This window comes from Candidatus Poriferisocius sp. (assembly GCF_965219815.1).
Lineage (GTDB): Bacteria > Actinomycetota > Acidimicrobiia > Acidimicrobiales > Bin134 > Poriferisocius.
The window spans coordinates 3,294,442-3,321,334 of record NZ_OZ244791.1 but is presented as its reverse complement, the minus strand read 5'-3'; the positions used below and the strand labels follow the sequence as shown (position 1 = coordinate 3,321,334).

At 64.4% G+C, this 26,893-nt stretch carries 27 protein-coding genes and 1 pseudogene; 18 read left to right on the top strand and 10 right to left on the bottom strand.

Annotated elements, in window-relative coordinates; genetic code table 11:
* The first annotated feature begins 15 nt into the window (after positions 1-15).
* Together proX and ACOQPI_RS15940 are read left to right on the top strand one after the other, a co-directional pair.
* Positions 16-2,106, top strand: a complete 2,091-nt coding sequence (gene proX, locus ACOQPI_RS15945; RefSeq protein WP_420620602.1) for a glycine betaine/L-proline ABC transporter substrate-binding protein ProX — start codon at positions 16-18, stop codon at positions 2,104-2,106.
* A gap of 46 nt (positions 2,107-2,152) precedes the next feature.
* On the top strand, positions 2,153-3,658 hold the full coding sequence (locus ACOQPI_RS15940) for a hypothetical protein (RefSeq protein ID WP_420620601.1): 1,506 nt from the start codon (positions 2,153-2,155) through the stop codon (positions 3,656-3,658).
* Positions 3,659-3,689: 31 nt separating this feature from the next.
* On the opposite strand, the gene ACOQPI_RS15935 is transcribed toward ACOQPI_RS15940, so the two are convergent.
* Positions 3,690-4,148 carry a cupin domain-containing protein gene (locus ACOQPI_RS15935; protein WP_420620600.1) on the bottom strand — a complete coding sequence of 153 codons (459 nt, stop codon included), beginning with the start codon at positions 4,146-4,148 and terminating at the stop codon, positions 3,690-3,692.
* 20 nt (positions 4,149-4,168) lie between these two features.
* On the opposite strand from ACOQPI_RS15935, the gene ACOQPI_RS15930 reads away from it, so the two are divergent.
* The 6 genes from ACOQPI_RS15930 (at position 4,169) to ACOQPI_RS15905 (ending at position 12,146) form a co-directional block, all read left to right on the top strand.
* Positions 4,169-5,971: a flavin-containing monooxygenase gene (locus ACOQPI_RS15930; protein ID WP_420620599.1), complete on the top strand. Its 1,803-nt coding sequence runs from the start codon at positions 4,169-4,171 to the stop codon at positions 5,969-5,971.
* Positions 5,972-6,053: 82 nt separating this feature from the next.
* Entirely contained in the window at positions 6,054-6,347 is a 294-nt protein-coding gene (locus ACOQPI_RS15925) for a type II toxin-antitoxin system Phd/YefM family antitoxin (RefSeq protein WP_420620598.1), read from the top strand.
* Positions 6,344-6,763, top strand: coding sequence for a type II toxin-antitoxin system VapC family toxin (locus tag ACOQPI_RS15920; protein ID WP_420620597.1), 420 nt, complete (start codon positions 6,344-6,346; stop codon positions 6,761-6,763). The genes ACOQPI_RS15925 and ACOQPI_RS15920 overlap by 4 nt, the downstream gene beginning before the upstream one ends.
* 90 nt (positions 6,764-6,853) lie before the next feature.
* On the top strand, positions 6,854-9,715 hold the full coding sequence (locus ACOQPI_RS15915) for an McrB family protein (protein ID WP_420620596.1): 2,862 nt from the start codon (positions 6,854-6,856) through the stop codon (positions 9,713-9,715).
* Positions 9,712-10,971 (top strand): McrC family protein, encoded by a 1,260-nt coding sequence (locus tag ACOQPI_RS15910; RefSeq protein WP_420620595.1) that lies wholly within the window; start codon positions 9,712-9,714, stop codon positions 10,969-10,971. Before ACOQPI_RS15915 ends, ACOQPI_RS15910 begins: the two co-directional genes overlap by 4 nt.
* A complete protein-coding gene (locus ACOQPI_RS15905; RefSeq protein ID WP_420620594.1) occupies positions 10,971-12,146 on the top strand; it encodes a cytochrome P450 in 1,176 nt (391 codons plus the stop codon). Before ACOQPI_RS15910 ends, ACOQPI_RS15905 begins: the two co-directional genes overlap by 1 nt.
* A 9-nt stretch (positions 12,147-12,155) precedes the next feature.
* Here the strand turns inward: ACOQPI_RS15905 and ACOQPI_RS15900 are convergent, their stop codons facing one another.
* From ACOQPI_RS15900 to ACOQPI_RS15890, 3 genes are all read right to left on the bottom strand, one after another.
* Complete coding sequence (locus ACOQPI_RS15900) at positions 12,156-12,512, bottom strand: hypothetical protein (RefSeq protein WP_420620593.1); 357 nt, start codon at positions 12,510-12,512, stop codon at positions 12,156-12,158.
* A 21-nt stretch (positions 12,513-12,533) separates the two neighbouring features.
* A complete protein-coding gene (locus ACOQPI_RS15895) occupies positions 12,534-12,908 on the bottom strand; it encodes a hypothetical protein (RefSeq protein ID WP_420620592.1) in 375 nt (124 codons plus the stop codon).
* A 100-nt stretch (positions 12,909-13,008) separates the two neighbouring features.
* Positions 13,009-13,899 carry an EamA family transporter gene (locus ACOQPI_RS15890; RefSeq protein WP_420620591.1) on the bottom strand — a complete coding sequence of 297 codons (891 nt, stop codon included), beginning with the start codon at positions 13,897-13,899 and terminating at the stop codon, positions 13,009-13,011.
* Between the two features lie 90 nt (positions 13,900-13,989).
* On the opposite strand from ACOQPI_RS15890, the gene ACOQPI_RS15885 reads away from it, so the two are divergent.
* Positions 13,990-14,394 (top strand): TIGR03668 family PPOX class F420-dependent oxidoreductase, encoded by a 405-nt coding sequence (locus tag ACOQPI_RS15885; protein ID WP_420620590.1) that lies wholly within the window; start codon positions 13,990-13,992, stop codon positions 14,392-14,394.
* A 16-nt stretch (positions 14,395-14,410) separates the two neighbouring features.
* Here the strand turns inward: ACOQPI_RS15885 and ACOQPI_RS15880 are convergent, their stop codons facing one another.
* Together ACOQPI_RS15880 and ACOQPI_RS15875 are read right to left on the bottom strand one after the other, a co-directional pair.
* Positions 14,411-15,847, bottom strand: a complete 1,437-nt coding sequence (locus ACOQPI_RS15880) for an FAD-dependent oxidoreductase (protein WP_420620589.1) — start codon at positions 15,845-15,847, stop codon at positions 14,411-14,413.
* Positions 15,848-15,873: 26 nt separating this feature from the next.
* Positions 15,874-17,016, bottom strand: a complete 1,143-nt coding sequence (locus ACOQPI_RS15875) for an amidohydrolase family protein (protein ID WP_420620588.1) — start codon at positions 17,014-17,016, stop codon at positions 15,874-15,876.
* Between the two features lie 71 nt (positions 17,017-17,087).
* Between ACOQPI_RS15875 and ACOQPI_RS15870 the strand changes: the two genes are divergently transcribed.
* The 3 genes from ACOQPI_RS15870 to ACOQPI_RS15860 all read left to right on the top strand — a co-directional run bounded on the left by ACOQPI_RS15870 (position 17,088) and on the right by ACOQPI_RS15860 (position 19,642).
* The gene (locus tag ACOQPI_RS15870; RefSeq protein WP_420620587.1) at positions 17,088-18,791 is read left to right on the top strand and encodes a glutamine--tRNA ligase/YqeY domain fusion protein; all 1,704 of its coding nucleotides are present in this window, start codon (positions 17,088-17,090) and stop codon (positions 18,789-18,791) included.
* Positions 18,792-18,941: 150 nt separating this feature from the next.
* Entirely contained in the window at positions 18,942-19,223 is a 282-nt protein-coding gene (locus tag ACOQPI_RS15865; RefSeq protein WP_420620586.1) for a hypothetical protein, read from the top strand.
* Positions 19,220-19,642 carry a type II toxin-antitoxin system VapC family toxin gene (locus ACOQPI_RS15860; protein WP_420620585.1) on the top strand — a complete coding sequence of 141 codons (423 nt, stop codon included), beginning with the start codon at positions 19,220-19,222 and terminating at the stop codon, positions 19,640-19,642. The genes ACOQPI_RS15865 and ACOQPI_RS15860 overlap by 4 nt, the downstream gene beginning before the upstream one ends.
* Positions 19,643-19,785: 143 nt before the next feature.
* Here the strand turns inward: ACOQPI_RS15860 and ACOQPI_RS15855 are convergent, their stop codons facing one another.
* Together ACOQPI_RS15855 and ACOQPI_RS15850 are read right to left on the bottom strand one after the other, a co-directional pair.
* On the bottom strand, positions 19,786-20,583 hold the full coding sequence (locus ACOQPI_RS15855; RefSeq protein WP_420620584.1) for an SDR family oxidoreductase: 798 nt from the start codon (positions 20,581-20,583) through the stop codon (positions 19,786-19,788).
* A 15-nt stretch (positions 20,584-20,598) separates the two neighbouring features.
* Entirely contained in the window at positions 20,599-21,402 is an 804-nt protein-coding gene (locus ACOQPI_RS15850) for an enoyl-CoA hydratase/isomerase family protein (protein ID WP_420620583.1), read from the bottom strand.
* 65 nt (positions 21,403-21,467) lie between these two features.
* Here ACOQPI_RS15850 and ACOQPI_RS15845 point away from each other — a divergent pair, with 65 nt between their 5' ends.
* The 6 genes and pseudogenes from ACOQPI_RS15845 (at position 21,468) to ACOQPI_RS15820 (ending at position 25,399) form a co-directional block, all read left to right on the top strand.
* Positions 21,468-22,295 carry a DM13 domain-containing protein gene (locus ACOQPI_RS15845; RefSeq protein ID WP_420620582.1) on the top strand — a complete coding sequence of 276 codons (828 nt, stop codon included), beginning with the start codon at positions 21,468-21,470 and terminating at the stop codon, positions 22,293-22,295.
* Between the two features lie 22 nt (positions 22,296-22,317).
* Complete coding sequence (locus ACOQPI_RS15840; RefSeq protein WP_420620581.1) at positions 22,318-23,127, top strand: enoyl-CoA hydratase/isomerase family protein; 810 nt, start codon at positions 22,318-22,320, stop codon at positions 23,125-23,127.
* 47 nt (positions 23,128-23,174) lie between these two features.
* Positions 23,175-23,462, top strand: coding sequence for a hypothetical protein (locus tag ACOQPI_RS15835; protein ID WP_420620580.1), 288 nt, complete (start codon positions 23,175-23,177; stop codon positions 23,460-23,462).
* A 12-nt stretch (positions 23,463-23,474) separates the two neighbouring features.
* Positions 23,475-23,708: pseudogene (locus ACOQPI_RS15830) on the top strand (UGSC family (seleno)protein); the annotation flags it as partial.
* On the top strand, positions 23,709-24,755 hold the full coding sequence (locus ACOQPI_RS15825; RefSeq protein WP_420620579.1) for a hypothetical protein: 1,047 nt from the start codon (positions 23,709-23,711) through the stop codon (positions 24,753-24,755). It abuts the pseudogene before it with no gap.
* Positions 24,755-25,399: a thiamine diphosphokinase gene (locus ACOQPI_RS15820; RefSeq protein ID WP_420620578.1), complete on the top strand. Its 645-nt coding sequence runs from the start codon at positions 24,755-24,757 to the stop codon at positions 25,397-25,399. The genes ACOQPI_RS15825 and ACOQPI_RS15820 overlap by 1 nt, the downstream gene beginning before the upstream one ends.
* On the opposite strand, the gene ACOQPI_RS15815 is transcribed toward ACOQPI_RS15820, so the two are convergent.
* On the bottom strand, positions 25,389-25,856 hold the full coding sequence (locus ACOQPI_RS15815; RefSeq protein WP_420620577.1) for a nuclear transport factor 2 family protein: 468 nt from the start codon (positions 25,854-25,856) through the stop codon (positions 25,389-25,391). The genes ACOQPI_RS15820 and ACOQPI_RS15815 overlap by 11 nt on opposite strands.
* A 10-nt stretch (positions 25,857-25,866) precedes the next feature.
* Positions 25,867-26,877: an NADP-dependent oxidoreductase gene (locus tag ACOQPI_RS15810; RefSeq protein WP_420620576.1), complete on the bottom strand. Its 1,011-nt coding sequence runs from the start codon at positions 26,875-26,877 to the stop codon at positions 25,867-25,869.
* Between the last annotated feature and the right edge of the window lie 16 nt (positions 26,878-26,893).

The window sequence follows — 26,893 nt, the reverse complement described above, 5'->3', positions numbered from 1 at the left end:
CACATTTTTGTGAGAGTGCATAATTCACTCCGCCGAGCGCTGGTAGCCCTATTGGTGCTGGTGTTGGGCGCCTTGGTGCTGCCTTTGGGCGCTTCAGCAACCGCGCAGGACACCTCCGGCGACGCGCCCCGGGTTCGCCTGGCCCGGGCCACTTGGGACACCGGCTGGTTCCAGGCCGAGGTCTACCGGCTGCTGCTGGAGCGGCTGGGTTATCAGGTCGACGGTCCCACCACGATGGACAACGCCGAGTTCTATGGTGCGGTGGCCGAGGGGGAAGTCGATCTGTGGGTCAACGGCTGGTTCCCGTCCCACCACGTGTTCATTCCCGACGGGTCCCCAGTGTCGGTGGTCGGCACCGCAGTGGACGACGGGGCTTTGCAGGGCTACTTCGTGGATGCGGCCACCGCCGTCGCCCACGGCATCTCGAATCTGGGCGATCTGTCCGACCCTGCGATAGCCGAGCTGTTCGACCACGACGGTGACGGCGTGGCCGATCTCGTGGGCTGCAACGTCGGATGGTCGTGCGCGTCCATCATCGACCACCACCTGGAGGCCTACGGCCTGACCGGCACGGTGGAGCATGTGCAGGGCGACTACTCGCCGCTGATTGCAGAGACCATCGACCGTTTCCGAGACGGACAGCCGGTGCTCTATTTCACCTGGACCCCCAACTGGACGGCGGGCGAGCTGGTCCCCGGCCAAGACGTGGTGTGGCTGGAGACCCCGTTCCCGTCGCTGCCCGCCGACCTGGCCTCTTCGATCGACTACACGACCATTGCCGGGATTCCGGGATGCGCCAACGATCCCTGCCAGACCGGCTGGCCCCCCAACGACATACGGGCGGTGGCCAACACCGATTTCCTCTCCGCCAACCCCTCCGTCGGCCGCCTGCTAGAGCAGGTGGTCATCCCGCTGACCGACATTTCCGCACAGAACGTTCGCATGGTGACCACGGGTGGCGATCCCGCCGACATACGGCGCCACGCCGAGGAGTGGGTGGCGGCCAATCAGGCCACCGTCGAGCGCTGGATCGCCGCGGCCGACCCCGACGCGGTGGGCATTTCCGAGCCCTCGGGGGAAGAGGCCGGTCCCGGGGGCACCCTTACGGTGGCCGCCCGGGCGCTGCCGCCGTTCGTGATCTACGAGAACCGCATCTACAGCGGCTTCGAGGTCGAGCTGGTGCGGCTGGCGGCGGCCAAGCTGGGCATGGGAGTTGAGATCTATGCGGTTGACACCACCGCCAAGCAGATAGACGACATCGACCGGGGCGTCGCCCGGCTCGGCCTGGGAGGGGTGGCCGTCACCGAGTCCCGCGAGGAGGTAGTGGACTTCTCGTTGCCCGTGTTGGACTCCGGCCTGACCATCCTGGTGCCCAACGATTCGTCGCGAGGCATCGGCGATCGGATTGCCTCATTCTTCCGGGCCGTGTGGTCGTCTGACCTGCCGTGGCTGATGATCGTGTTCGCCGCCGCGGTACTGGTCGCCGCCCACTTGATCTGGTTGTCGGAGCGCCGCCACAATCCCGATTTCGCCGTGCCCTATCGGCGTGGCATCTGGGACTCGTTCTATTGGTCGGTGGTGACCATGAGCACCGTCGGGTACGGCGACAAGGTGGCCCGGGGGACGCGGGGCCGGGTGCTGGCGCTGTTGTGGATCGCCCTGGGAACCCTGGTGTTCGCCAGCTTCACCGCGGCCATCGCCTCGTCGCTGGCGGTGAGCGAGCTGCGATCCGAGATCTCCGGACCCTCCGATCTGGCGGGCAAGCGGGTGGCCACCGCCACCCACTCGGCGGCGGAGACGTATCTCCCTTCCATCGGGGTGGGCCCGGTGTTGGTGGGCAACATCGATGACGCCTACCCCCTTCTGCTCGACGGAGAGGTGGATGCGGTGGTGTTCGACGCCCCGGTGCTCCAGTTCCACGCGGCCCGCGAGGGCGACGGAGAGGTCACCACGGTGGGGTCGGACTTCCAAAGGGTTCAGTACGGCTTCATGCTCAGCCCTGACGACCCCGAACTGCGCGAGCACATCAACCTCGCGCTATTGGACCTAGTCGAAAGCGGAATCTACGAGCGGCTCCACGACACCTGGTTCGGCCCCCAACGCTGATACCACATGCTGGATGCTGTCTAGTACGCCGCGCCGCGGCATCTGCATGCTGGTGGCTCTTATGGTGCTGGGTGCGGGCCTCTCCATCCTTTTGGCAGCGCCCACTCAAGCTCAAACTGCCCCGGATGTCGTTGAGCGAGATCGGCTCATCGCCGCACAAGAAGCACTGCTCAACGTCTACCGGTGTCGGTTCGACATCGACACCGAGATTGTTCCTGGGGGATGCAGTGGGGGTACCCCTGTCATTCCCGCGGTCCCGCCGGGGCCGTTCACCGGCACCCCAAACCGTGCCGACATAGCGGAGCGAGATCGGCTCATCGCCGCACAAGAAGCACTGCTCAACGTCTACCGGTGTCGGTTCGACATCGACACCGAAATCGTGCCCGGCGGGTGTATCAGCACACCGGAGCCTGATCCCCCAACCACTCAGACACCCCCTCTGGAGGTGCGGACGACTGCGGCGATTCCGGTGTTCTATTGCGCTCCTGCCGGTCGGTATTCCGAGAGCGAACTGGCAGACGTGGTGGCCGACCTGAACCAGCACGTGACCCCGTTTTACGCCCGTGAGTCATCCGGTCTCGCCAATGTGTATTTCACCGTCGGAGGCATCGTGTCTCCGTCATTCGATTGGCAGAACACAACACTCAGCGACCTGTTTGACCGAGGCAGCTTCTCGGCCTGCGACGTCGCAGCAATTGCCGAAGGGCAGGGATCGCAGATTCTCATCCTGATCGACATCGAGGGCGGCGAGAGATTCGGCGGCTACGCCACCAATGGCCTCGGTCCGTCGCGAGTATCGCTCAGAGCTTGGGGAGGTCCGTTCGGCGGTGGCTTCCATTACATCGTGGCCCATGAGATTGGACATGGGCTCTTCGGCTTGGAGCACACCGATGACGAGGAGATCAGGGCGTACCAGTGTTCCGAGGTGGTTTGGTCGCTCATGAATGGGACGGACGAGTGCCGGATACGGAGCACGATCGATCCCTTGTCGTTCGAAGAAATCCTGTGTTGGCAAAAGGAGGAATTGGACTGGCCCTGCTTTGATCCCGCCCCCGCGGTTCCCTTGGACTATCCCCGGTCATACGGAAGATGGAGCTCTTATGCCAGCTCGGAATTCGCCCAGGTCGGGGTGGTTACAGCTGCCCTCTCGACTGAAGGAGTGTCCCCAGAGGCCACCCCCACTCTGAGAATGTCCTGTGAGTACTACGAATCCCGTGATGAGTGGGAGCTGTTCTCCTATGTGGGCTGGGATGGCGATGCGGTGTTCGGTGCCGCCAACGGGGATTTGTGGGTTGAGGCCAGGTTCTCCAACGGCGAGATTCTCCGCCTTACCGGGTATGAGGGGGCGGAATCGAGGTTCATGAACCTCACCCGCCCCAGCAGCCTTCGCCTGTTTGATGCCGTACTGCGCCATGAAGGCATGTCGGTGACCCTGTCCACCACCGGCGGAGACGGGAAGACCTATTCGGCAACTTTCGCCACCGATGGGGCCGCCATAGCAGTGCGCTCGGTGATGAACTTCTGTGAGGCTGCCGTGTCCGATGGCAAATGAGCTATTGATCGGGCGGCGACCCAGGCGAGGCCTAACCCCCCATCAAGGGGCCCTCGGACATCGACTCGATGGTGGAGGTGGCCAACACGTTGTGGTCGGGGTCGAGGGTTTCGAAGAGCAGGCCGGTGGGGGAGTGGAGGTTGAACAGCACGATGGCGCCGTTTGGACCGCCCCGCTCCATGTGGATGTCGCCGGCAGGGCTCTGGCTGTAGGTGCCGGCGGGCTTGATCTTGTGGACGGTCTCGCCGTTGGACCCGACATCGAACACATGGTGCTCGCCTTGGAGCACCAGGGTGCGGGTGGCGGCGGCGTGGCGGTGGAAGTGGCAGTGGGAGTGGGGGGCGAAGCGCACCAGCAAGTCGAGCGTGCCGAGGTCGGCCTGGGAGCCGAGCACGGCCACGTCGAACTCGATGGGATAGTCGTACTCCGGACCGCCCTCCATATGGGTCCAGTCCACGTCACTCAGGTCGAATCGAGCCTCAAAGGTCATGGGCCGTATTGTAGTGAGCCATGACCGACACTCTCTCTTCCGACACTGGGATGGACTTCGACCCCAACGCTCTTCGGGAGAAGTACCGGGAGGAACGCGACAAGCGCCTGAGGTCGGACGGCAACGACCAGTACATCGCTATGGACGGGGAGTTCTCCCGCTATCTGGACGACCCGGCGCAGACCGGCATCGTCCGGGAGCCGCTTACCGACGAGGTGGACGTGGTCATCATCGGCACCGGTTTCAGCGGGCTGCTGGCCGGTGCCCGGCTCCGCCAAATGGGGGTGGAGAGCATCCGGATGATCGAGACGGGGGCCGAATTCGGCGGCACCTGGTATTGGAACCAGTATCCCGGTGTGCAGTGCGACATCGAGTCGTACATCTACCTGCCCCTGCTGGAAGAGCTCGACTACATGCCCAAGGAGAAGTACTCCTACGGCCCGGAGATCCTCGAGCACTGCAAGGAGCTGGGCCGCCACTTCGACCTGTACCGCGACGTCTGCTTCGGCACCCGGGTACACGAGATGCACTGGGACGACGCCGACCACCGCTGGGTGCTGCACACCAACCACAACGACCGGATGCGGGCCCGCTTCGTGATCATGGCCATCGGGCCGCTCAGCCGCCCCAAGCTGCCCGGCATCGCGGGCATCGACACCTATGAGGGTCACTCGTTCCACACCAGCCGGTGGGACTACGACTACACCGGCGGCGACACCAACGGGAACCTGACCAAGCTGTCCGACAAGGTGGTCGGGGTGATCGGCACCGGCGCCACTGCGGTGCAGTGCATCCCCCATGTGGGCGAGGCCGCCCAGCATCTGTACGTGTTCCAACGCACCCCGTCGTCCATCGACGTGCGGGGCAACCGCCCCACCGACCCGGAGTGGGTTATGTCGCTGGAGCCCGGCTGGCAGCAGAACCGCATCGAGAACTTCGGCAACATCGTGGCCGGCAGCATGCAGGAGGAAGACCTGGTAAGCGACGGCTGGACCGACATCCTGCGCAACCTCACCGCGCTGGGAGAGGGCGCCCGCCTCGGCACCCCCGAGGAGATCGCCGAGGCCATGGAGATGGCCGACTTCCAGAAGATGGAGCAGATCCGCAGCCGGGTAGACGAGCTGATCGAAGACTCGTCCATCGCCGAGGCGCTCAAGCCCTACTACCGGCAGTTCTGCAAGCGGCCGTGCTTCCACGACGACTACCTGCCCACCTTCAACCGCGACAACGTCACCCTGGTGGACACCGACGGGCAAGGCGTCGAGCGCATCACGCCCAAGGGCGTGGTGGCCGGCGGCCAGGAGTACGAGTTGGACTGCATCATCTTCGCCACCGGGTTCGAGGTGGGCACCGACTACTCCCACCGGGCCAACTGCGAGATCTACGGCCGGGGCGGCGAGACGCTCAGCGAGCGGTGGGCCGACGGGATGTCCACCTTCCACGGGGTGGTCAGCCGGGACTACCCCAACCTGTTGCACATGGGCGGCATCCAGTCGGGGGTATCGCCCAACTTCACCGAGCTCTACAACGAGCAGAGCCAGCATGTGGCCTACATCGTCAACCAGGGCCTGTCGTCGGGGTCCACCGTGGTGGAGCCCACCGAGCAGGCCGAGGCCGACTGGGTGCGCCTCATCATGGAGTCGGCCTATCGCCGAGCCGGTTTCCTGGAGTCCTGCACCCCCGGCTACTACAACAACGAGGGCAAGCCCGACGACGGCCCCGGCTGGTTTGGCGGCACCTACGGCGGCGGCGCCCAGGAGTTCTTCAAGCTCCTCAAGGCGTGGCGCGACGAGGGGTCCCTGGAAGGCCTCGAGCTGAGCTAGCCCCAGTCCGGTCGATCTCATTGGACCCAGGTGCCAGCTTAACTCATTTTATGACCAGAATTTCCGACTATAATCCGAGGTCATGGAAGAAGTCCCTATGGACGCGGCCAGGATGATGCCGGCCAACGAGTTCAAGACCCACTGTCTGCGGATCATGGACGAGGTGGCCGAGACTGGCCAGGAGGTGATTGTCACCAAGCACCGCAAGCCGGTGGCAAAGCTCGTACCGATGCCCGCACCCGGTGGCATCGTCGGCTTCTTCAAGGACGTGATGACGGTGTCGGGCGACATCGACAAGCCTGCCATTCCCATCGATGAGTGGGAGGTGTTCTCCAACCCGGAGCAGGTGGTCAATCCCATACCGAGAAGGGGATGATGCTCACTCTGGACACCAACGTGCTCATCGGCGTTACCCTCGATGACGGCCGGGTGGGTCCGCGGTTCAGAGCTGAAGCAGACAGTCTCGTAGCGGAGCGGAGGTTGGCGGTGTCCTCGGCGGTGGTGCTGGAGATGGTGCGGCTCAATCGAGACGGAGCGATCTCAATGGGAATGCCTCCTCTTGCGTGGTGCCGGAACCTGCTGGGCACCGGGGTCGTTGACATCCCCGTCGATTACCGCATCGCTGCTGAAGCAGTGCTGCTGGCCGATAGGGGTTTTCATCCCGACCCAATGGATCAGGTGATCGCAGCCACCGCCATTGTGTGCGGCCACGAACTCGCCACCTTTGATGAGGACATCATCTCCTGGGCAGAGCACAACCCGGAGCTGCGATTGGTCGACCCCCGCCGATGAGCCGTACGGCCCATCAAAAAGGCAGTGGCTAGTAAAACGCGTCACTCCCGTCAATAGGGTGGGGAGAACGCACAAGGGAGTTAGCGATACATGGCAGTTTCCGAGACCGAACGCACCTTTCGGCGCCGCTGGTATGAAGCCCACCGTGATGGCCTGTTGGCCAACGAGGAGCGGCACCGGCAATCAAGAGCGGAGGTCGAAGGGTTCGTGCAGAGTGCTCCAGAGGCGCTTGGCCTGCTCGATTACCTGCGTAGCGCTGGCGATCTCGACTCATTCGTGCAGAGCATGCAGAAGTGGGCGGTGAAGCCGGGCACACTTGCCTTCAACGGCATGTCTGGACAGGGGACGCTGCATCTGATGGCCAAGCATGCCACTAGCCCTCGTGAGCTGGCGACAGTGTTGGGCGAGGCTCTGACAGCACCTATCTCCGATGATGAGGCTGCTAAAAAGATCCAAGCAGTGGTCAACTACGTGGAAGCGGTACAAGTCAAGGGTCGCCCGGCACCGGGCAATGTTCCCTTCCTGCTTTCCTACTTCTGGAGTCTGGCCGATCAGCGCAACTGGTCGGTTATCTGGCCGAGCGCCGCGGCGTTTACCGAGTTTCTTATGGGGGACGATCTGCCGGCCGACTTCGCTTTTCGGTACCTCGCCTATATGGCGGGGGTTCGGGAAATGACCACTGACATCGCTGAATTCGAGATCACCGCGGCGTGGTGGAGGAGCCAGAAGGTCGTGCTGCTTGACGAGGTGCTAGCCGATCGTGCTGGGTATGGGCTTGGTGGCACTGACGCTGATCAAGATGAAGCTGGGGCCAACGCCTGTACGCTGGCCAGGGTCTCAGAATGCTGGGGCAAATTTCTTGTAGATGAGGTCTTGGCTGTGTTGGGGCGGCGCTATACCCCGCTCAAGGTGTCTCCACGCTGGGAGGACGAGCGGCCTCGCTCTGACGTGAAAGTTGATCTGCGTCAGAAGGACTCCAATTTGTTCTTTCGCATATGGGTCAATGACCGCGGGGCTGCGGTTGGTTTGAGCACTGGGCCAAAGAACAGATGGTGGTATGCCGATGCGGTTCCGATCATTCAGGCGGCCCGATATCCCGATTGCCGTATTCTGTCTGGCCCTGAATCTGATCTTGGCGATGATGTCGGATTTTTCGGCAACCCGAGTGAATTCGTCTATGGGCGGTGGTTCGAGCGTGATCAGTTTGGCCAGATCGACCTGAGGGCGACGGTTGTCGATGTCGCCACCACGCTCAAGCCGCTGTACGAAGAGTTGGGCACCTTGGCCCGGAGTGAATCATCCAAACCGAGAACGAGTCCCGAAGAACCGGCTCAGACAAAGGACCGCGGCGGCGATGAGTTCGCTGGCATGGCTGCCCAGTGGTTGGTTGATGAGCAGTATCCAAGCTCATGGCACGAAGACAATCATGCGCAACGAGAACAGTGGGCTGAGATGCTAGCCCCCGATTCCATTACGGCGGCCAGCCTCGAAGACCTTCGCCAAGTGTGGATGAAGAAAAGGGGCGCCGACTATGGATCTGCTGGCATAAAACCCCAGCTCAATCAAACCCTTCGAGATTTCGATGAGCCAGATTACGCTGAGTTCTTGAAGTCGCTCCACTACCTGTGCTGGGGCGATGATCCTCACCCGGTGCGCATAGATCGGCTATTGGACAAGGCTGACCTGGGCATAAGGGGTCTTGGCGAGTCGCTCATTATGAAGCTGCTCGCGATCACCCATCCTGAAGAGTTCTTGTTGATCTACCCGATGGGTCAAAAGAGGGAGATCCTGAGGCTGCTCAAATTGGAGCAGCCCTCGGGGTCTTTGGGTACACAGCATGTTGAGGCCAACCGATTGCTCATTGAACGACTCAAGGGCTGTTTTTCTGGCGAGAGGTGGGGACTGTCTCTCGACCCGCTTGCGATGTCGGGGTTCTTGTACCACTTGTTGTGGCGCTCTGAGCAGCAAGACGACGATCTTGGCGACCTGCTTGATGGCCCTAAACAAGATCCGCTTGACGACCTCTCCGAAGAGCTGCTTGTGGCGCGCGAGTTCCTAGACGAAGTCGTCGAGCTCCTTGAGGACAAGGGCCAGGTGGTGTTCTACGGTCCACCGGGCACGGGCAAGACCTACTTGGCCAGGAAATTGGCAGAAGCCCTCGCCCCCAACCCGAGGCGCCGGAAGCTGGTGCAGTTCCACCCGGCGAGTTCCTACGAGGACTTCTTCGAGGGCTACCGGCCGGAGGCTGATTCCCACGGGGAGATGGCCTATTCCCTCACACCCGGGCCTCTGGCGCTATTGGCCGAAAAGGCGGCGGAAGCACCCGGTCAGCGGCATGTGATGGTGATCGACGAGATCAACCGGGCCAACTTGCCCAAAGTGCTGGGCGAGTTGCTGTTCCTGCTGGAATACCGGGACGAGAATGTGAGCACCCTGTATCGGGCCGACGATGAGTTCGAGCTTCCTGAGAATCTCTGGTTTATTGCCACCATGAACACCGCCGACCGCTCCATCGCCCTGGTGGACGCGGCTTTGCGCCGCCGATTCCACTTTGTGCCCTTCTTTCCCAATTTTGGTCCAATGGAGGGTCTGCTGGACCGCTGGCTGGAGAAGAATGGTGAGCCCACCTGGGTGGGGGAGTTGGTGGCCCATGTGAACGAGGAGCTCGAACAAGTGCTTGGGGGTCCCCACCTCCAGATTGGGCCCAGCCACTTCATGAAGGAGAACCTAGACAAGAACTCGGCGAGTCGTATCTGGAAGTACAACATCGAGCCGTTCATCGAAGATCAGCTCTACGGGGATCAAGGGCAGATAGAAAAGTACCGGTTCGACAACGTGTACCGGCGACATGTAGAGAGCGCCGACACTACCGGCATTATCGCTCCAGGACTGTCGCCCGATCAGACCAAAGAGGCCGAGACTGCATCCGAGCAAGACCCCGCAAACCGGTGAACTGGCAGATTGAGCTGACCGAGTACGGATCGGTCGAAGTCCGGCTCGACGCCGCGCAGGCCCGTCGCCTGGACTTGGCCACCCGAGGAGTCCTCACTGTTCAACACGCTGAGAGGCCCAAGGCCTATCGGGTGACTGCGATGAATTTCGTGGGCACCCTCGTGGTGGACGATCTCAAGGTGCTCATCCGCCCCAAGATCAGGTTGGAGAACCTGTTCTTGATGCTCGAGGTCGGACTTGATCGCGGCGCGTGGCGGCAGGAGGCGTTCGAGTACGCCACCAGCGGCGACCTGCTCCCGGCCATGGCCGCCTTCTATGCCCGCACCCTGGAGACGACACTGGCTCGCGGGCTATTGCGGTCTTATCGCCTCCACGAGGAGAAGCTGGTGGCTCTGCGGGGCCGTGTCGATGTGTCGGCTCAGTTTCGCCAAGTCGGAATACAGGTGCCGGTGCCGTGCCGCTATGACGAGCACACCGCCGATATCTCCGAGAACCGCTACCTCAAAGCAGCAACCCGCTATTGCCTGCGGCTGCCCGGCGTCCACTCCGATGATCGCCGACGCCTGCTTCGCCAGCTAGCCGCGATGGAAGAGGTGTCAGACGTTCAGGTACGGGCTGAGGATGTCGAGCAGGTGGCCATCACCCGTCTCAACGCCCACTACCAACCCCTTCTGCGCCTAGCCCGACTGCTGCTGGAGAGCCGGTCTTTGGCCGACCGGCATGGCCACCGCTTAGCATCATCGTTCTTGGTGGACATGAACCTCCTGTTCGAGAAGTTCATCACCGGGCGGCTTGAGCGAGCGATGCGAGGCCGATTGGAGGTCAAGAGCCAATATCGGGCATATCTGGCCGAAGGGGACAAAGTGCCGATCCGCCCCGATCTGGTGCTTTTGCGCCAGGGCAAGCCGGTGTATGTGGCCGACATCAAGTACAAGCTGACCGGCGATGCCCGGGCTCGCACCGCTGACTACTACCAGCTCTTGGCCTACGCCACAGCCCTGGGGCTGGAGGAGGGCGTGCTCATCTACTGCCATGCCGAAAACACCTCCACCGAGAGCCAAGTCACCGTGCTCCACACTGGAAAGACGCTGCACACCTTTTCTATCGACTTAGCGGGCTCGCCCGACGCGGTGACAGCAGAGATCGAAAAGGTGGCCAAGTGGATTCTGGGCCGAGCCAGGTTGGTCCAGGGGTCGAGGCAGTATGTGGGGAGGCCGCAAGGACTGGCCAACCCTGGTGAAGCTAACGTGGCCTAATGGCCGTCAAATTCGCCTATCGCAGCGGCGACACCTGGGCCGAGCCGTGGGACGACTATCGCGCTCTGCGCGACGAGGATCCAGTACACGAGGTGGGCGACGGCGAGTTCTGGGTGCTGTCGCGGTTTGACGACGTGTTCGCCGCCGCCCGAGACACCGCTACCTATTCGTCGGCCAACGGCCTGACCACCGCGCCCGACGACATGGCCTCCTTCGACGAGAAGGCCCGGCCCATCGTGATGATGGACCCGCCCGAGCACACCGCCATGCGCCGACTGGTGAGTCGGCCCATGACCCCCCGTCAGGTGGCCCCGGTGGAGGACCTGGTTCGGGCTTTCATCACCGACAAGCTCGATGCGGTGGCCGACGCCGGCGACGTCGACATCGTCCAGGCGCTGTTCAAGCCGCTGCCCAGCTATCTGGTGGCCCACTATCTGGGCGTCCCGCCCGAAGACCGGGTGCTGTTCGACCGCTGGACCGAGCGCATCGTGCAGGCCACGGCCGAGTCCACCGAGGCCTACGGCCAGGACCAGAGCGCGTTTCTGGAGCTGTTCGAGTACGCCACCGGGCTGATCGAGCGCCGCAAGACCGACCCCGGCGACGACCTGGTGACCGGCTTGGTTGAGCAGGGCGAGGATGTGGCTTCGGCCATGTGGATCGTGGGGTTCATCTTCACCATGATCACCGGAGGCAACGACACCGTCACCGGCATGCTCGGCAGCTCGACGGTGCTGCTCAACCGCCATCGCGACCAGCGCCAGTTGCTCATCGACGACGCTTCGATGATTCCCAACGCGGTGGAGGAGCTGCTGCGGCTTACCTCCCCGGTGCAGAACCTGGCCCGCACGCTGACCCGAGATGTGACCCTGCACGGGGTCACTATTCCCGAGGGCAAGAAGGCGCTGTTGCTCTTCGCCTCGGCCAACCGGGACGAGCGGGAGTTCGGGCCTACCGCCGGGGAGCTCGACGTGAAGCGCCAGATCGACAAGATCGTCTCCCTCGGCTACGGCGCCCATCACTGCCTCGGCGCGTCGGTGGCCCGGCTCCAGTGCCGGGTGGCCCTTGAAGAGATGCTGCGGCGATTCCCTAACTACTCGGTGGATGAGGACACCGCCCGCTTCGCCGGCGGCTGGTCGACCCGCCGCTACGAGTACCTGCCTTTCTCGACCAACTGAGCGCGGCGATTACGAGAGCTGTTCCAGGCGTTCAAGCAGTGCGTCGGGGGCGCCTACGTACTGGGATAGCTCTGACGGCGGAATTGCCTCGCTCCACAGTCCGTCTTCGTCCATGCGCAGGATGGCGGGAAGTCCAGTGGCGGAGGCGAGTTGCTCGGCGGTGACCTCATTTCGATGCAGAAGCTCTAGCTCGACGTCTGACACTGCGCAGGCCTGCTTCCAACTCTTGGATCCCATTGGGTTCCAGCCGTGGGTGATGTCGCACAGCGCGCACTTCCCCCGGCCCAGCAGCTTGCCTGCCACATACCGCAGCTCCCCGCCGAGACCCCCGTCAGCGTCGTAAATGCCCAGGAACGACACGCTCAAGGGTACCGGCTAATTCGGCGTCTAGGGCTCGCAGGCCCATTGCGACCATGGTTCTTGGTCGGTGGAGTCCTCGAAGAACCGGATGAATTTGGCGGCTTGCAGGTTCGTGGCCGGATCGGTCAGGTCTACGGGTTGTCCGTTGTGAGACAGGATCGACCATTCCGGGCGGCTCCAGCCGGTTAGCCAGCCCTCGTTGATCTGCATGAGCCCCACCGATTCCACTCCCCACTTCTCCATGTAGCGGGTGCTGGGGTTGCCCTGAGACTCACAGGCCATCACCGAGAGGACGTCGTCTATCTCATCGGCCGGGAAAATTTCGGCCACCAAGGGCCGCCACTGTTCAACATCGTGGACATCGAAGCTGTCAATCCGACTGGCGGAGACGACGAGAGCCATGGCGAACAAGGTGACAAAGCCAAGCAAGCGTAGTGGGCGCATTTTGGGGCCTTTGGGTGTCCAGACTGAATGGGGAGATTGAATTGACCATCAATCTCGATTAATCCGTTGCCCGTTTGCCCGTCCCGGCCGCAGTGCCGCCGGGTCCCTTCACGGAGCGGCTGAGCAAGATAGCGGCGATCACCAATGCGATGCCAAACAATTCTTGAGCGCTCGGCACTTGGATGAGCACGGCCAAGCCCACCAGTACCGCGGTAACCGGGAGCAGCGCTTGAAGGAGGGCAAAGCGGTGTTGGGTGATGCGCTTCATCACCAGTTGGTCGATCCAGTAGGGGACGACGTTGGACAACAGCCCGGTGGCCAAGGCCAACAGCAGCACCGCCGGCGAATCCATGGCCGTTCCTACCTCGGTTGCCCCGAATCCGGTGATGGCCGCCGCGCCGGCCAGCATTCCCAGGCCCAGCCCGTCGACCGCGGCAGGGCCCCGCGCCACCCGATGGCCGAGCACGATGTAGCCGGCCCAGAACATCCCGGCCAATAGGGCGAACCCCACCCCCCGCATGGTGCCTTCGGCCTCAACCCCGGCCAGGACGACCACCCCGCCAGCAGCCAGCAGCAGCGCAGCCCCTGAGCGCAAGGTGCGGGTGAAGGCCGCGGCCACCAGTATCGGGCCGGTGAACTCGATGGCCACCGCGTTGCCCAGCGGGAGCTCGTCTATGGCCAAGTAAAACGACAGGTTCATGGCGGCCAGCGCTATCCCGAAGGCCGACGCCCAGCCCAGATCGCTGGCTGTCCAGCGACGCCGCCAAGAGCGCCGCAGCGCGATGATCATCACCGCCGCCCCGAACACCCGCACCAGCGCCACTCCAGACGCGCCCATCTCGTCGAACAGGTGGACAGCCACCGCCGCGCCCAGATACTGCGACACCGCCCCCACCATGAACAGCGGCTCGGGGGCAACCGACTCCGATCGGGCCAGACGGACCACCACTGTGTTCTACCCGCCCCGCCCCCCTTGGCGCGCCTCATTGCGGTGACGCCTTGCCGTAAGCGGCGGCCGCGGGATTCGTAGAGTGCAGGCATGGACAAGGGCGAGATGCGGCAGCGGGTGGGGGAGGCTCGCTCAGGAGTGCTCAGCACTGTTACTGCGGACGGCCAGCCTCACGCCGTGCCGTGCTGTTTCGTACTGGACGGTGACACGGCGTATTCGGCAGTGGACGCCAAACCCAAGTCCACCCTGGCACTTCGGCGCCTGGACAATCTGGCCGCCAATCCCGCGGCCTGCTTGTTGGTCGATTGTTATGACGACGACTGGTCGGAGCTGTGGTGGATTCGAGTGGACGGCACCGCCAGGGTGCTAGTCGATGGTGACGAGCGCGACCGCGCCCTCGACCTGCTGGCCGTCAAATACCCCCAGTACCGAGAAACCCGTCCCCCCGGCCCGGTCATCGCCATGGACATCACTGCCTGGCGTTCCTGGCCCTAAGCCAAGTTGGCTGGGCTCATTGAGGTGTTTCAGCCGCGGCGTTGCGGCCGGCTACCCGGCCGAAAGCTAGAGCGTCTCCGATGTGGAAGCCGCCGTCTTTGCACCGGCTGTAGGTGGAGCTGACGGTGCCGGCGGCGTAGAGGCGGCCGATGGTCTCGCCGAAGGGGTCGAGTACCTGGGCTTTCTCGTTGCGGCGGGGGCCGCCGTTGGTCCAGCCCAAAAGCGGGGCAGAGGTGAACCCGTAGTAGGGGGGTGTGGCCAGCGGGGCCAGGGTGGCCGCGGGGCGTCCCAGCGGGTCGTGTCCGTCGGCACAGGCCTCGTTCCAATCGGCCACCGAGGCCTCCAAACCGTCGGGGTCGATTCCCACAATCTCAGCCAGCTCGGCGAGGGTGTCGGCCTTCTGGATCCAGCCCTTGTCGATCTCCGCGGAGTTGTCGGCACTCCACTCGTAGCCTTCCATGAGCAGGTTCCACCCCACCGGCAGGATCTCCCGTGGCGGGGAGATGGGCCCGGCCTGACGGGTGGTCTCGTCGAAGATCACATGCAGTGGTCGGCGTTGGAACAGCTCGTAGTCGCCGTCGATGAGGGCGTGACCATGGCCCTGGGGCGGCATCTCGTTGTGAGACCGACGGCCGTCGTTGCCCACGCAGATGAATCCCATCGAGTAGATGAACATCACGTACATCCCGGCCTCGAAGCCGTCGGCGGCGAAACCAAGGGCGGCCATCATGTTGTCCATGTGCCACAGATCGGCCCCCACCTTCTGGGCCATCTTGATGCCGTCGCCGGTGCCCGCCGGCGATCCCCACACCGGGGAGCCAGGAAGTTGCAAGTAGTCGCGCACCATGTCGGGGTTGTTCTCGAATCCGCCAGTGGCCAGCACCACACCCCGCCGGGCCCCCACCCTCAGCGGCTGCCCGCCAGAGGTGGCCGCCACGCCAACCACTGCGCCGTCGGCGTCGGTCACCAGCTCGTTGGCCGGCGTGTCCAACAACACCTCCACGCCCTTGTCCCGCACCGCAGCAGAAAGGGCCTTCCACAGCAACTGCTGGCCCATCTCCCCGTTGACCCCGAGATAGCCGCCGTAGAACTCGGCCCCGGGCATCTCGGGATACTCAGGCTTGTAGTCGGCATGGACACCCGGTGTCACCCCCAGGCCCTCCAGCCATTCGGTGTTCTTGTATGTTTCGTCCGCCCACACCTGCACTATCTCTTCAGGCAGCGTGAAGGGCCCGCACAGCGACCGCAGATAAGTAGCCATCCCGTCTCGGTCAAGGCTCTCGTACCAGATCCCCCCCGAGATGCGGGTGTTGCCACCTTCGCGCCCCTCAGGCATCTTCTCCAACAAGATGACCGAAGCCCCTGCATCAGCCGCCGTGATGGCCGCCGCGCACCCCGCCGCGCCCATCCCCAGCACCACTACATCAGCTTCTCTGTCCCATCCATTGCTCATGGCCGGGAATGTAGCGGGTGGACCGCTTAGGCAGGCACTTCCACCCGGTACAGCTTCTCGGCGTTGCCCCACAAGAGCTGGTGGCGGTCTTCGGGGGAGAAGTGGCCGAGGCTGGCGGCGATCTTCTCTTCCACGTTATCGTAGAGACAGGTGGGGTGGGGGAAGTCGGTCTCGAACAGCACGTTGTCGAGCGGGATACGGCCGCCGAGCAAGTCCTGAGGAGCGGACTCCTCGAACCAGAACGTGGTGTACACCTGTCCGGTGAAGTACTCGCTGGGCAGCCGGTCGAACTCGGGTCGGTCGTTCATGCCGCCGCCCTCCACGAACTGGTTGTCCACCGCCTCGAGCATGAAGGGGAGCCAGCCGATGCCTGATTCCACCGACACCACCTTCAGCTTGGGGTAGCGGGGGAGCACACCCGACAGCAGCAGGTCGCACACCTGGATGCCGTTCTTGGTGAACAGGTCCACCGATTGCAGGGCGTAGGCCTCGGCGAAACCCCGGCGCTCCACCCGGTTGTGGTCCCAATTGAACTCGCCGCTGCCGATGTGGAACGACACCACCATGTCGCAGTCGCACACCGCCGACCAGAACGGATCCCAGTGCGGCTCGCCCAGATAGGGCAGGCCGAACACCTGGGGCTCGCCGGTGAAGTTCACACTCCGGTAGCCCATTGCCGCGCACCGCTGCACTTCGGCCACCGCATTGCCCACGTCCCAGAATGGGGTGGCCATCGACGGGATGAGGCGGCGGTCATCAGCGCTGCACCATTCGGAGAGGAAGTCGTTGTAGGCCCGCACGCACTCGTACTTCAGCTCGGCGTCGTCGATGGACAAGAACTTCTGGGCGCCGAACCCTCCGACGTTGGGGTACAGAACCTCGGCCCACACTCCTCGCTGGTCCATCAGCTCGAGGCGGGCCTGGGCGTCGTAGGCCGCAGGGTGTACCTCGTGGTAGCCGGCGGGCGAGTCGGGCATGGGCTTCGACCACCCGGCGGGGGCCGTGGGGCCCACCGCACCGACGCGGTCGTCGCCCAACAGCCATATCTGACGGCCATCGATCTCCTCGACTCTGGGAACGTGGTCGCGGTGGCGGGCGGCCACTCGGCTGGTCCAGGTGTCGGCCGGCTCGGTGATGTGGGTGTCGACGTCGATGATCGAATAGGCCATGTCCCAGTTTCGCGCCAAACGAGCGCATAATGCGTTGCCGGTCGGTCCGAAATCGGTCAAGGATGGTACCCATGAGCACCGCCGGGAGCACCGGGGACGCCGAGCCCGGCGAGCGTAGCGATTTCATCCGCAGCCTGATCCGCCAGGACATCGCCGACGGCACCTTCCGCGGACGGGTGCAGACCCGGTTCCCTCCTGAGCCCAATGGTTATCTCCACATCGGCCACGCCAAGTCGATCTGCTTGAACTTCGACTTGGCCGCCGAGTTCGGCGGCACCTGCAACCTGCGGTTCGACGACACCAACCCCGAGACCGAGCGGGCTGATTTCGTGGCCGCCATTGAGGAGGACATCGCCTGGCTGGGCTACCAATCCGACCGGGGCACCCTGTACGCCTCCGACTACTTCGAGCAGCTCTACCAGTGGGCTGAGAACCTGATCCGGGCCGGGCTGGCCTACGTGGACGACCAAGATGCCGAGGCCATCTCCGAGAACCGGGGCAGCTTCACCGAGGTGGGCACCGACAGCCCGTGGCGCAACCGCACCGCCGAGGAGAACCTCGACCTGTTCCGGCGAATGGCGGCCGGCGAGTTCGCCGACGGGGAGCGGGTGCTGCGGGCCCGCATCGACATGGCCCACGAGAACATGCTGATGCGCGACCCGGTGCTGTACCGCATCCGCCACGCGAACCATCACCGCACCGGCGACCAATGGTGCATCTACCCCACCTACGACTGGGCCCACGGCCAGAGCGACGCGGTGGAGGGGGTGACCAACTCAATCTGCACTTTGGAGTTCGACGCCCACCGCCCGCTGTACGACTGGTTCTTGGACCATCTCGACCTGCCCGGCGACCGCCCTCGCCAGACGGAGTTCGCCCGTTTGAACATCACCCACGCCGTTTTGTCCAAGCGCCGAATGTTGGAGCTGGTGGACGAGGGCCATGTTGACGGCTGGGACGACGCCCGCATGCCCACCTTGCGGGGACTGCGCCGCCGGGGTTTCCCACCCCAGTCCATCCGGGAGTTCTGCCGCCACATCGGCGTTGCCCGAGTGGACGGCACCGTGGAGGTGGAGCTGCTGGAGTCGTTCGTCCGCCGGGAATTGAACGCCACCGCCCTGCGCCGGATGGCCGTGCTCAACCCGCTGCGTCTGGTGATCGAGAACTACCCCGAGGGCCAAGTGGAGATGCGAGAGGCAGGCAACAACCCCGAAGACCCCTCGGCTGGTGCCCGGCAAGTGCCGTTCTCAAGGGAGCTCTACATCGAACGGGACGACTTCATGCTCGACCCGCCCCCCAAGTTCTTCCGCCTGGCCCCAGGTCGGGAAGTGCGGCTGCGGTCGGGCTACTTCGTGACCTGCACCGGGGTGGACACCGACACCGACGGCAACGTGACCGAGGTGCGCTGCACCTACGACCCCGACACCGGCTCAGGCCAGGCACCCGACGGCCGCAAGGTGAAGGCCACCATCCACTGGGTATCGGCCGCCCACGCGGTAGACGGCCGGGCCGTGCTCTACGAGCGTCTGTTCACCGACCCCCACCCCGGCGCCGACGGCACCGACCCCATGGACTCGCTCAACCCCGATTCGGCCCAGCTCATCGAAGGCGCCCGCTTCGAGCCCGCCATGGCCGACATCGCCCCCGGCCAAGTCGTCCAGTTCGAGCGCCTCGGCTACTTCGCCCGCGACCTCGAAACCCCAGACCTGTTCCACCGCACCGTCGGCCTAAGAGACGAGTGGGCCCGCATCCAAAAGCGCCAAGGCAACAAGTAGGGATTGAGGCCCGAAAGGGCGGCGATCAATCGCCAACGGTACAGGCATAGCAGATCCTTCCGTTGTGCCCTTGCGGTGGCTCAGGGGTCTGCCGACACTTGTTATGGATATTGTGCTGCGCATGTTGCGCAACATGAGTACCATTAGGGTATGACGAAGCCCACCAATGTCCTGTTGGATCCGTCGTTGCGGGCGGTGGCCAAGCGTCGTGCGGACGAGCTAGGGCTGAGTGTGTCGGCCTACATCCGGGAGTTGATCCGCTCTGACGATGCCGCAGCCCGCGCCTCGCATTGCGATATCACTCCGCTCATCGGGATCTTGGGCAGCGGGGATGGGCCTTCTGACATAGCCCGCGACAAGCACAAAATGATTGACGAAGCGTACGGTGGTGACTTCGACAGGAGGCTTCGAGCCAGGAGCGCTGTTGAGTGACGCGCGTCTTTGTGGATACCGGAGCGTGGTACGCCCTCGGTGCGAACACCGACCTGTCCCATGATCGGGCCGTTGCGCTGCTCGGCGAGCATGCCGGGCGCCTGGCCACCACCGATCACGTACTGGTGGAGACGTGGGCCGTTGCCAGAAGCCGCCACCACCGTGTCGCGGCCGATGAGTTGGTGGCGACCATTCTGAACAGGAATCTCGCCGATGTCCTGACGGCAACGCCCCAAGACATTGCGACTTCTTTGGTGATCGGCGAGCGGTTCAGCGATCAGGCATTCTCGATGGTCGACCGAACGAGCTGGGCAGTAATGGAGCGGTACGGCATCCAGGAGGCAATCTCATTCGACGCTGACTTCGCCGTGTACCGCTATGGCCCCGGCTTGGGCCGGGCGTTCACTGTCTACCGCTGAACAGACACTCGAAAGGGTGAGGTCTTCCAGCGCTCCTGGCGTGTAGCGCAAAGTGGGGTCGTGGCTACCAGCAGTACTCATGAAGGAGGGTGCCAGTACTGCGACTCGACCTCATTGAGAGTCAAGGCCCCAAGGCGCAGCGGTCAGTCTCTGACAGGCCAGCGGTCGGCGGTGGTGTTGGTGGCGGGCCAGGCGTCGGCGTTGAGGGCGGCGTCGCTGCCTCCGTCCATGAACACCACCGAGCCGCAGAAGAAGCTGGCGTCGGGCGATAGCAGGAAGGCCAGCAAGTTGGCTACCTCGGCGGGGCGGCCGGGGCGGTTCTGGGGGATGGGGTACACATCGCCCAGGTTCATGATCATGTCGATGTTGTCGGCCACCAGCGGGGTGTCGATGAGGCCGGGGGCCACCGCGTTGAGCCGGATGCCCGATCCAATCCAGTCGGCGCCGATGGCGGTGCGGCGGGTCCAGCGGGCCAGGGCCAGCTTGCTGGTGGCATAGGCCGTGCCCGGATCGGCCCCGGCCAGCTCCCGGGCCTGTTCTTCGTCGTCGTTGAGGCAGGCCTCCACCAGGCCTTCAGGTAGGGAGACCAGCGTGGTGCTGGAGTTGGAGCTAATGGCGATGGCCGAGGAGTCGGTGCCCTGGGCCAACAACGGGCGCAGCCCTTCAACGGTGGCCACCGCTCCGAAGTAGTTGATCGACACAACCTGCTGCGGATCGGGGCCGGTAATCCCCGCACCGGCCACGAGGCCGTCGATGCGGCCTCCGCTGGCGGCGGCCACCGCGCCGATCATCTCGGTGCGGCCCTCAGGAGTGGACAAGTCGGCAATGACCTCGGCGTCGCGGATGTCCACTCCAATCACCTCATGGCCGTCCCGGCTGAGCCGCTCCCTAGTGGCTTGGCCGATTCCCCCTGCTGATCCAGTGATGACAATCGTTCCCATGGGTATCTGCTTAGCCTATGCGGGGTCTAGGGGTTCCCATTGGGGCTCGCGTTTTTCGGCGAAGGCGGCGGGGCCTTCTACTTGGTCGGGATGGCCCCAGATGCCGGTCATGTGTAAGGCACCGGCTTTGCTGGCCTCGGTGAGGCCGTGCTCCATGGCATCCCACAGGGCTTTTTTGGTGGCGGCCATGGCAGAGGGGGAGTTGCGGGCGATGGCTTCGGCTATCTCGCCGGCCCGCTCCCGCAGGCGCTCGGGCGGATCAACGATCTCGCTGATCATGCCCAGCTCGTAGGCCCGCTGGGGTCCCATCCGCTCGTGCGCCCCCATCAGCGCCATGCGCATAACAGTCTCGGCGGGCATCTTCTTCAGCAGCGCGATGGCCTCCAACGCCACCACTTGGCCCACCGACACGTGAGGGTCGAAGAACTGGGCGTCGGAGGCGGCGATCACGATGTCGGCGTCGGCCACCCAGTGGAAGCCGCCTCCGCAGCAGATGCCGTTCACCGCGGTGATCACCGGCTTGCGCACTTTCTGGTGCCATGAGGTGAAGTGCAGGTCGAAGTTCTCCACCGACTCCCGGTAGCGCTCCATGCCCTGCCCGTCGGTGGCCAGCTCCATCACATCCACGCCGGTCTGGAAGGCCCGACCCTCCCCGGTGTGGACGATCACCCGCACCTCCGGGTCTCGATCCAGCTCCAGCCACGCCTCGGCAAACTCCTCGCGCATCTGGGAATTCATGGCGTTGAGCTGGTCGGGCCGGTTGTTTATCAGCCACCCCACCCGGCCCTCGCGTTCCACGATCAGCGTCTCATAGCCCATCTCGCCAGTCTGTCGCGGCAGTCGGGAAAATGCCGCGTCGATAGAAAGCCGCGTACATTGGGGGCATGAAACGGCTGATATCCCGCTTGTGGGGATGGTTGAAAGCGTTGCCAGTCAGGGCCAAGGTGCTGATAACAGTGGGATTGGTCGCCTTGCTGGGCTTTGCCATCTGGGCCGTGTTCTTCTGGTTTGCGTTCCAGACCTACTTCATCGACGACGAGGTGGATGAATCCGGGCCGGTGTTCGACAGCGGCGTTGCAGCTGGCGCTCCCGCCCCAGAGCCCGCCACGACTGCCGCGGCGCCGACTTCCACGGATGCCTCGACTGCAAATGCGGCGACTCCCGCTGATGAGCCGGCCCAAGCCGCCACCCCGTCGGCGGCCGGCGATGCCGCCCCCGGCCCTGACGAGAGCCCGCCGGTAGGGGCCATGCCGGGGGACGAGATCTCAGAAGAGCTCCAGGCCGAGATGGACGAGGTCATGGAGGAAGAGGGCATGCCCGCCGAGGTCGAGGTGGAAGAGGCGATGCCCGACATGCCAGAGCAGCCCCAGGTTCGGGTGGAGGCCTCGGGCCCGTTCATCAACCGCAGCCATCCCACCACGGGCAATGCCATGGTGCTGGGCGACGGCACGGGCCAGCGGTTCTTGCGGTTTGAGGACTTCCGAACCGACAACGGTCCCGATCTGAACGTGTATCTGAGTTCCGCGCCCCAGGATGCGCCCGCAGGCCAGTTCGATGACGATTTCATCGACCTCGGCGACCTCAAAGGTAACGTGGGCTCGCAAAACTACGAGATTCCCCGCGAAGTGGACCTGAGCCGCTACTCCACCGTGGTGATCTGGTGTGTGAGGTTCTCGGTGATATTCGGTGCCGCCGAGCTTGTTCCCGGCTAATTCTGGCTAGCCTGGACCGGGCATGAAGCCCTATCCAACGCCGCCCGAAGGACTGCAAGCGGTCTCGGCCCCGCCTATTCTGACCCTTACCCTTGATCGGTCTCAGCGCCGAAACTCACTGACCGACGACATGGTGTTGGCCTTGATCGACACCCTCGAAGCAGCCAGCGCGGACGAGGAGATCAGGGCAGTCATGCTGAACGCCGCTGGCGACAACTTTTGCAGCGGCTTCGATTTGGCCGGGCGGGCTGGCGACGGTTCTCGGCCCCGGCCGGGCAGCATCTCCCGGCGCATGCCCTACCTGGTGAACCGGCTAATCCCGGTGATGCTGGAAGTGCAGGTGCCCATTGTGTGCGCGGTACGGGGATGGGCGGTGGGCCTAGGCCTCAGTCTGGTGCTGGCCTCCGATTTCGCGGTGGTCGCCGACGATGCTCGACTGCGGGCGCCTTTCACCGCCATGGGCATCACCCCCGATAGCGGCTCATCATGGCTGTTGCCCCGTCTGGCCGGTGTGGCCCGGGCCAAACAAATTCTGATGCTGGGCGAGGAGGTTTCCGGGGCCGATGCCGCTGCGTGGGGGCTGATCCATCAGGCGGTACCGGCCGACCAAGTCGACGCCGAGGCCGCCGCGTTGGCCTCCCGGCTCGCTGCCTCGGCCACTGTGGCTGTTGGGCTGGCCAAAGTGCTTATTCACCGCGGCTCCGGACGCAGCCTGGAGACCCACCTGAGCGACGAGGCTTTCGCCATGGAGCTGTCGTCGCGCTCAGCCGACTTCCGAGAGTGGGCCGAATCCCGCCGACAGGGCCGTTCCCCCGACTTCACCGGCCGATAGACACTACTCACACCGGTCTCAGCGGCACCGGCCGGTAGTCTGCACCCATGTTGGTACTTGATCCGACGGCTGCTCCGCCGCTGATCGACCCTGATCGGGGCCCCGATGCCGGTCCACTGGCCGGCAAGCGGGTGGGCATCCGCTACGACCTCACCTGGCGCTCGTTCCTGTGGACCACCGACGAGTGGGCCCGCAAGCTGGAGGCGGCCGGGGCCGAGGTGGTGCCGTGGTGCTCGGAGTCCCGCCAGGACGTGAAGCTCGAGGACGCGGTGCTCGAAGAGTTGGAAGGCTTCGCCACCGACGTCGACATCGCCATCGTCGGCTTGGGCAATTGAGGCAGCTGCACGTCCTGGACCGTCCACGACGCAGTTGCGGTGGCGGCCCAGGGCAAGACGGCGGTCGCCGTCGTAACCGAAGAGTTCGTGCCTCTGGCCGAGATCATGTCCCGCAACATGGAGCGGCCGGGCCTACGGCTGTGCGTACTGCCCTATCCGCTGGACACCCGTCCCGAACCGGAAGTGCGCCAGATTGCCCACGACTTCTGGTCGTCGCTGCTGGACTCGTTGGGAGTGCCGTCGTAGATGGTCCCTGAAGGCGATGCCATTGCCGACGGGCAGGTCGAGGCCCCCGATGACCCGGTGGAGTTCATGGTCTGGGCCACCGCTCAGGGCTGGGGCGACGGCCTGCCCCTGATTCCGCCCACCCCGGAGCGTGTGGCCAGCTTCATTGTCGCCGCGGGCCGCCCGGCCGATTCGGTGCTGTTGGAGGTGCCACCGGCCAACGCCTGGTGCACGGTGGAGAAGCTGGCCATCAACGCCTGCATGGCCGGGGCTGCTCCCGAGGCTATGCCGCTGATGATGGCCGCGCTGGAGGCCATGGCCGAGCGGCCGTTCGATCTGTTCGCCCTCAACACCACCACCAGCTCGGTGGTGCCCTGTCTATTCGTGAATGGCCCGGCCCGCGACAGGCTAGACCTGCCTTATCAGGCCGGATGTTTCGGTGGAGCCGCCGGGGCGGGGCCGGCCATCGGACGGGCCATCCGCCTCGTCATGCGCAACGTGGGCGGCCAGGTGGCCGGGGAGACCTCCAAATGCGTGCTGGGCCAGCCTGCTCGAGTGGTGGGCCTGGTGATGGGGGAGTGGGAGGAGCGCTCCCCGTGGCCGCCACTGGCCGAGCGCCGGGGGGTGAGCGGCGACGCGGTCACCGTCTACGGCACCATCGGCACCATGGACATCGCCGATATCGCCGCCGACAACGGCCAATCGCTGGCCTGGGTTATCGGCCAGTCGCTGGCCTATGTGGGCACCAACGCCTACATCTCCCACTGGGGGGCCGAGGTCATGGTGGTGGTGCCCCCGCCCTGGGCCGACATGCTGGCCGCCGCCTACCCCACCATCGAAGACGTGCAAGAGGCCCTGTGGCAAAACGCCTGCCACCAAGTCGATCAATTCCCCGAAACCCACAAGCAGTGGCTGGCCGAGCGCGACCGGATCAGCCCCGACGGCACCGCCTACATCGTGGAGCACCCCTCCGATGTGATCGTGATGTGCGCTGGAGGCCTCGGCAACCTCCACGCCGGCGGCCTCCACAACTTCGGCCCCACCCGAGCCATCACCCGCCCATTCTGATGACACCGCCAACGGAGCCAGCGGTCACCGTGGTCGTGGTAGCCGGCGGCGACCCCCCAACCTCAGAAGAAATCGCCCGCCTCCCCGGCAACCCGGTAGTGGTAGCAGCCGACCACGGTCTTGACCATGCGGTAGCCGCCGGCCTGATCGTGGCAGTGGCCGTGGGAGACATGGACTCCGTATCACCCGAAGCCCTAACCACTGCCGAACAGTCCGGAACCCGAATAGAACGCCACCCCCCGGACAAAGACCAAACCGACCTGGAGCTAGCCCTGGAGCTAGCCGCCCGCCTCGCCGACCGAGTGATCGTGATCGGCGTTGGAGGAGGCCGTCTAGACCACCTAATCGGCAACCTAAACGTGCTGGCCTCCTCCGCCTGGGCCGGAGTAGAAATCGAAGCCTGGCTAGGCAACGCCCAAGCTGTAGTAGTCCGCGGCCACCGCGCTATAGAAGTAGAGCCAGGCACAACCGTGTCGCTGTTCGCCCTCGGCGGCCCGGCCCGGGTAACCACCACCGGCCTCAACTGGCCTCTCAACGACGAAGTCCTAGACCCCCTAACCAGCCGAGGAGTAAGCAACCGCGCCACCACCCCCACCCCTCAAATAACAGTGTCCGAGGGCGTGGTGCTAGCGGTTATCCCGTAGGCCGCTCCGCTGGAAAAACCCGATTCCCCTCGACCTCAACCCGCTGCCGCCGCAAAAGCAGCGAAGCAATCCGCCACTGCCCGTCGTCGCATTTGCGATAAGTCTCCTCGTACCACCCCGTACCCCACATCTGCCCCACGCCGCTCTCCGGCGGCCAGTCCAAGTGGTCCTCCATCGACCAAACAGCAGAGGCAGTATCAGGCCCGTCGATGCTGATCTCGCTCATGTGGCCGTGATGGGTGGTGATGATCGGGGCCAGAATCGGCTCCAAATACACCCGGAAGGCCTCGTTGCCGGTGATGTCTGAGCCCTCACCAGTGTCGTCGGGGGTGGAGATCACCACGTCGTCGCAGAACACGTCCTCCCACTCGTCCCACCTCTTTTGGTCCATAAACCGGAAATACCGGGCCTTGAGCTGGCGAATGGCTTCAATCTCAACCAAGTCCTCAGGAGTCATGGCTGGCACGCTAGTCGGCTGAAACTCTCACAAGCTGCTTGCCGATGTTGCGGCCCTCGAAGAGCCGGGCCAGCGCCTGGGGGACGTTCTCGATGCCGTCCACCACGTCTACTCGGTAGCGGATGCGCCCGTCGCGCACCCACTGGGCCAGGATGGGTAGCGCCTCGCCGAAGCGGTGGAAGTAGTCGGTGATGATCACGCCCTGCACCTTCAACCGCCGGAACAAGATATTTCGGAACAGCCGGGGCGACCACCAGTCGCCCTCGGCGTTGTAGGTGGAGATCATGCCGCACAGCACCACCCGGGCATGGTTGTTCACCAGGCCCAGAACGGCATCCATCACCTCGCCGCCCACGTTCTCGAAATCCACGTCTATCCCATCAGGGCACGTCGCCCGGAACTGCTCGTCGAGGTTGCCGGCCTTGTGGTCCACGCAGGCGTCGAAACCCAGCTCCTCGGTCACGAACCGGCACTTCTCCGGCCCGCCGGCCACGCCCACCACCCGGCAGCCCACGACCTTGCCAATCTGGCCCGCCACCGAGCCGGTGGCTCCCGCGGCGGCCGACACCACCAGAGTGTCCCCAGGTCGGGGCTCGCCGATGTCGAGCAGGCTCCAGTAGGCCGTCATCCCGGTTGGGCCGAGCACGCTGGTGAACGCCTCCAGCGGCACCCCCAAGTCCATGGGAATGGCCTCGGCTCGATCCAGCACCGAGAACTCCTCCCATATCAGCCCGCCGGTGACTACATCGCCGGGCTCAAACTCCGGATGGCGAGACTCGATCACCGTGCCCCAAGTGCGCCCCCGCATAGGCTCGCCCACCTCGATAGGGGGCATATAGGCATCCAAGTCGCTCATCCAGATCCGGTGGGTGGGATCCATCGACAAGTACGAGTTCCGCACCAGTATCTGACCCTCCCCCGGCTTGGCCACCGGCAATTCGGTCAACTCCAAGTCGTCGGCAGTGATGTCGCCCTGGGGCCGAGCCCGCAGCACCCACCGCCGATTCCGCTCGCCGGTCATGTCGTCTCCCCTGTGG

Coding starts and splice junctions, on each gene's coding strand:
- ACOQPI_RS15940 (WP_420620601.1), top strand. CDS start 2,153: ATGCTGGTGGCTCTTATGGTGCTGGGTGCGGGCCTCTCCATCCTTTTG.
- ACOQPI_RS15935 (WP_420620600.1), bottom strand. CDS start 4,148: ATGACCTTTGAGGCTCGATTCGACCTGAGTGACGTGGACTGGACCCAT.
- ACOQPI_RS15930 (WP_420620599.1), top strand. CDS start 4,169: ATGACCGACACTCTCTCTTCCGACACTGGGATGGACTTCGACCCCAAC.
- ACOQPI_RS15925 (WP_420620598.1), top strand. CDS start 6,054: ATGGAAGAAGTCCCTATGGACGCGGCCAGGATGATGCCGGCCAACGAG.
- ACOQPI_RS15920 (WP_420620597.1), top strand. CDS start 6,344: ATGATGCTCACTCTGGACACCAACGTGCTCATCGGCGTTACCCTCGAT.
- ACOQPI_RS15915 (WP_420620596.1), top strand. CDS start 6,854: ATGGCAGTTTCCGAGACCGAACGCACCTTTCGGCGCCGCTGGTATGAA.
- ACOQPI_RS15905 (WP_420620594.1), top strand. CDS start 10,971: ATGGCCGTCAAATTCGCCTATCGCAGCGGCGACACCTGGGCCGAGCCG.
- ACOQPI_RS15895 (WP_420620592.1), bottom strand. CDS start 12,908: ATGGCTCTCGTCGTCTCCGCCAGTCGGATTGACAGCTTCGATGTCCAC.
- ACOQPI_RS15885 (WP_420620590.1), top strand. CDS start 13,990: ATGGACAAGGGCGAGATGCGGCAGCGGGTGGGGGAGGCTCGCTCAGGA.
- ACOQPI_RS15880 (WP_420620589.1), bottom strand. CDS start 15,847: ATGAGCAATGGATGGGACAGAGAAGCTGATGTAGTGGTGCTGGGGATG.
- ACOQPI_RS15875 (WP_420620588.1), bottom strand. CDS start 17,016: ATGGCCTATTCGATCATCGACGTCGACACCCACATCACCGAGCCGGCC.
- ACOQPI_RS15870 (WP_420620587.1), top strand. CDS start 17,088: ATGAGCACCGCCGGGAGCACCGGGGACGCCGAGCCCGGCGAGCGTAGC.
- ACOQPI_RS15865 (WP_420620586.1), top strand. CDS start 18,942: ATGACGAAGCCCACCAATGTCCTGTTGGATCCGTCGTTGCGGGCGGTG.
- ACOQPI_RS15855 (WP_420620584.1), bottom strand. CDS start 20,583: ATGGGAACGATTGTCATCACTGGATCAGCAGGGGGAATCGGCCAAGCC.
- ACOQPI_RS15850 (WP_420620583.1), bottom strand. CDS start 21,402: ATGGGCTATGAGACGCTGATCGTGGAACGCGAGGGCCGGGTGGGGTGG.
- ACOQPI_RS15845 (WP_420620582.1), top strand. CDS start 21,468: ATGAAACGGCTGATATCCCGCTTGTGGGGATGGTTGAAAGCGTTGCCA.
- ACOQPI_RS15840 (WP_420620581.1), top strand. CDS start 22,318: ATGAAGCCCTATCCAACGCCGCCCGAAGGACTGCAAGCGGTCTCGGCC.
- ACOQPI_RS15835 (WP_420620580.1), top strand. CDS start 23,175: ATGTTGGTACTTGATCCGACGGCTGCTCCGCCGCTGATCGACCCTGAT.
- ACOQPI_RS15825 (WP_420620579.1), top strand. CDS start 23,709: ATGGTCCCTGAAGGCGATGCCATTGCCGACGGGCAGGTCGAGGCCCCC.
- ACOQPI_RS15820 (WP_420620578.1), top strand. CDS start 24,755: ATGACACCGCCAACGGAGCCAGCGGTCACCGTGGTCGTGGTAGCCGGC.
- ACOQPI_RS15815 (WP_420620577.1), bottom strand. CDS start 25,856: ATGACTCCTGAGGACTTGGTTGAGATTGAAGCCATTCGCCAGCTCAAG.
- ACOQPI_RS15810 (WP_420620576.1), bottom strand. CDS start 26,877: ATGACCGGCGAGCGGAATCGGCGGTGGGTGCTGCGGGCTCGGCCCCAG.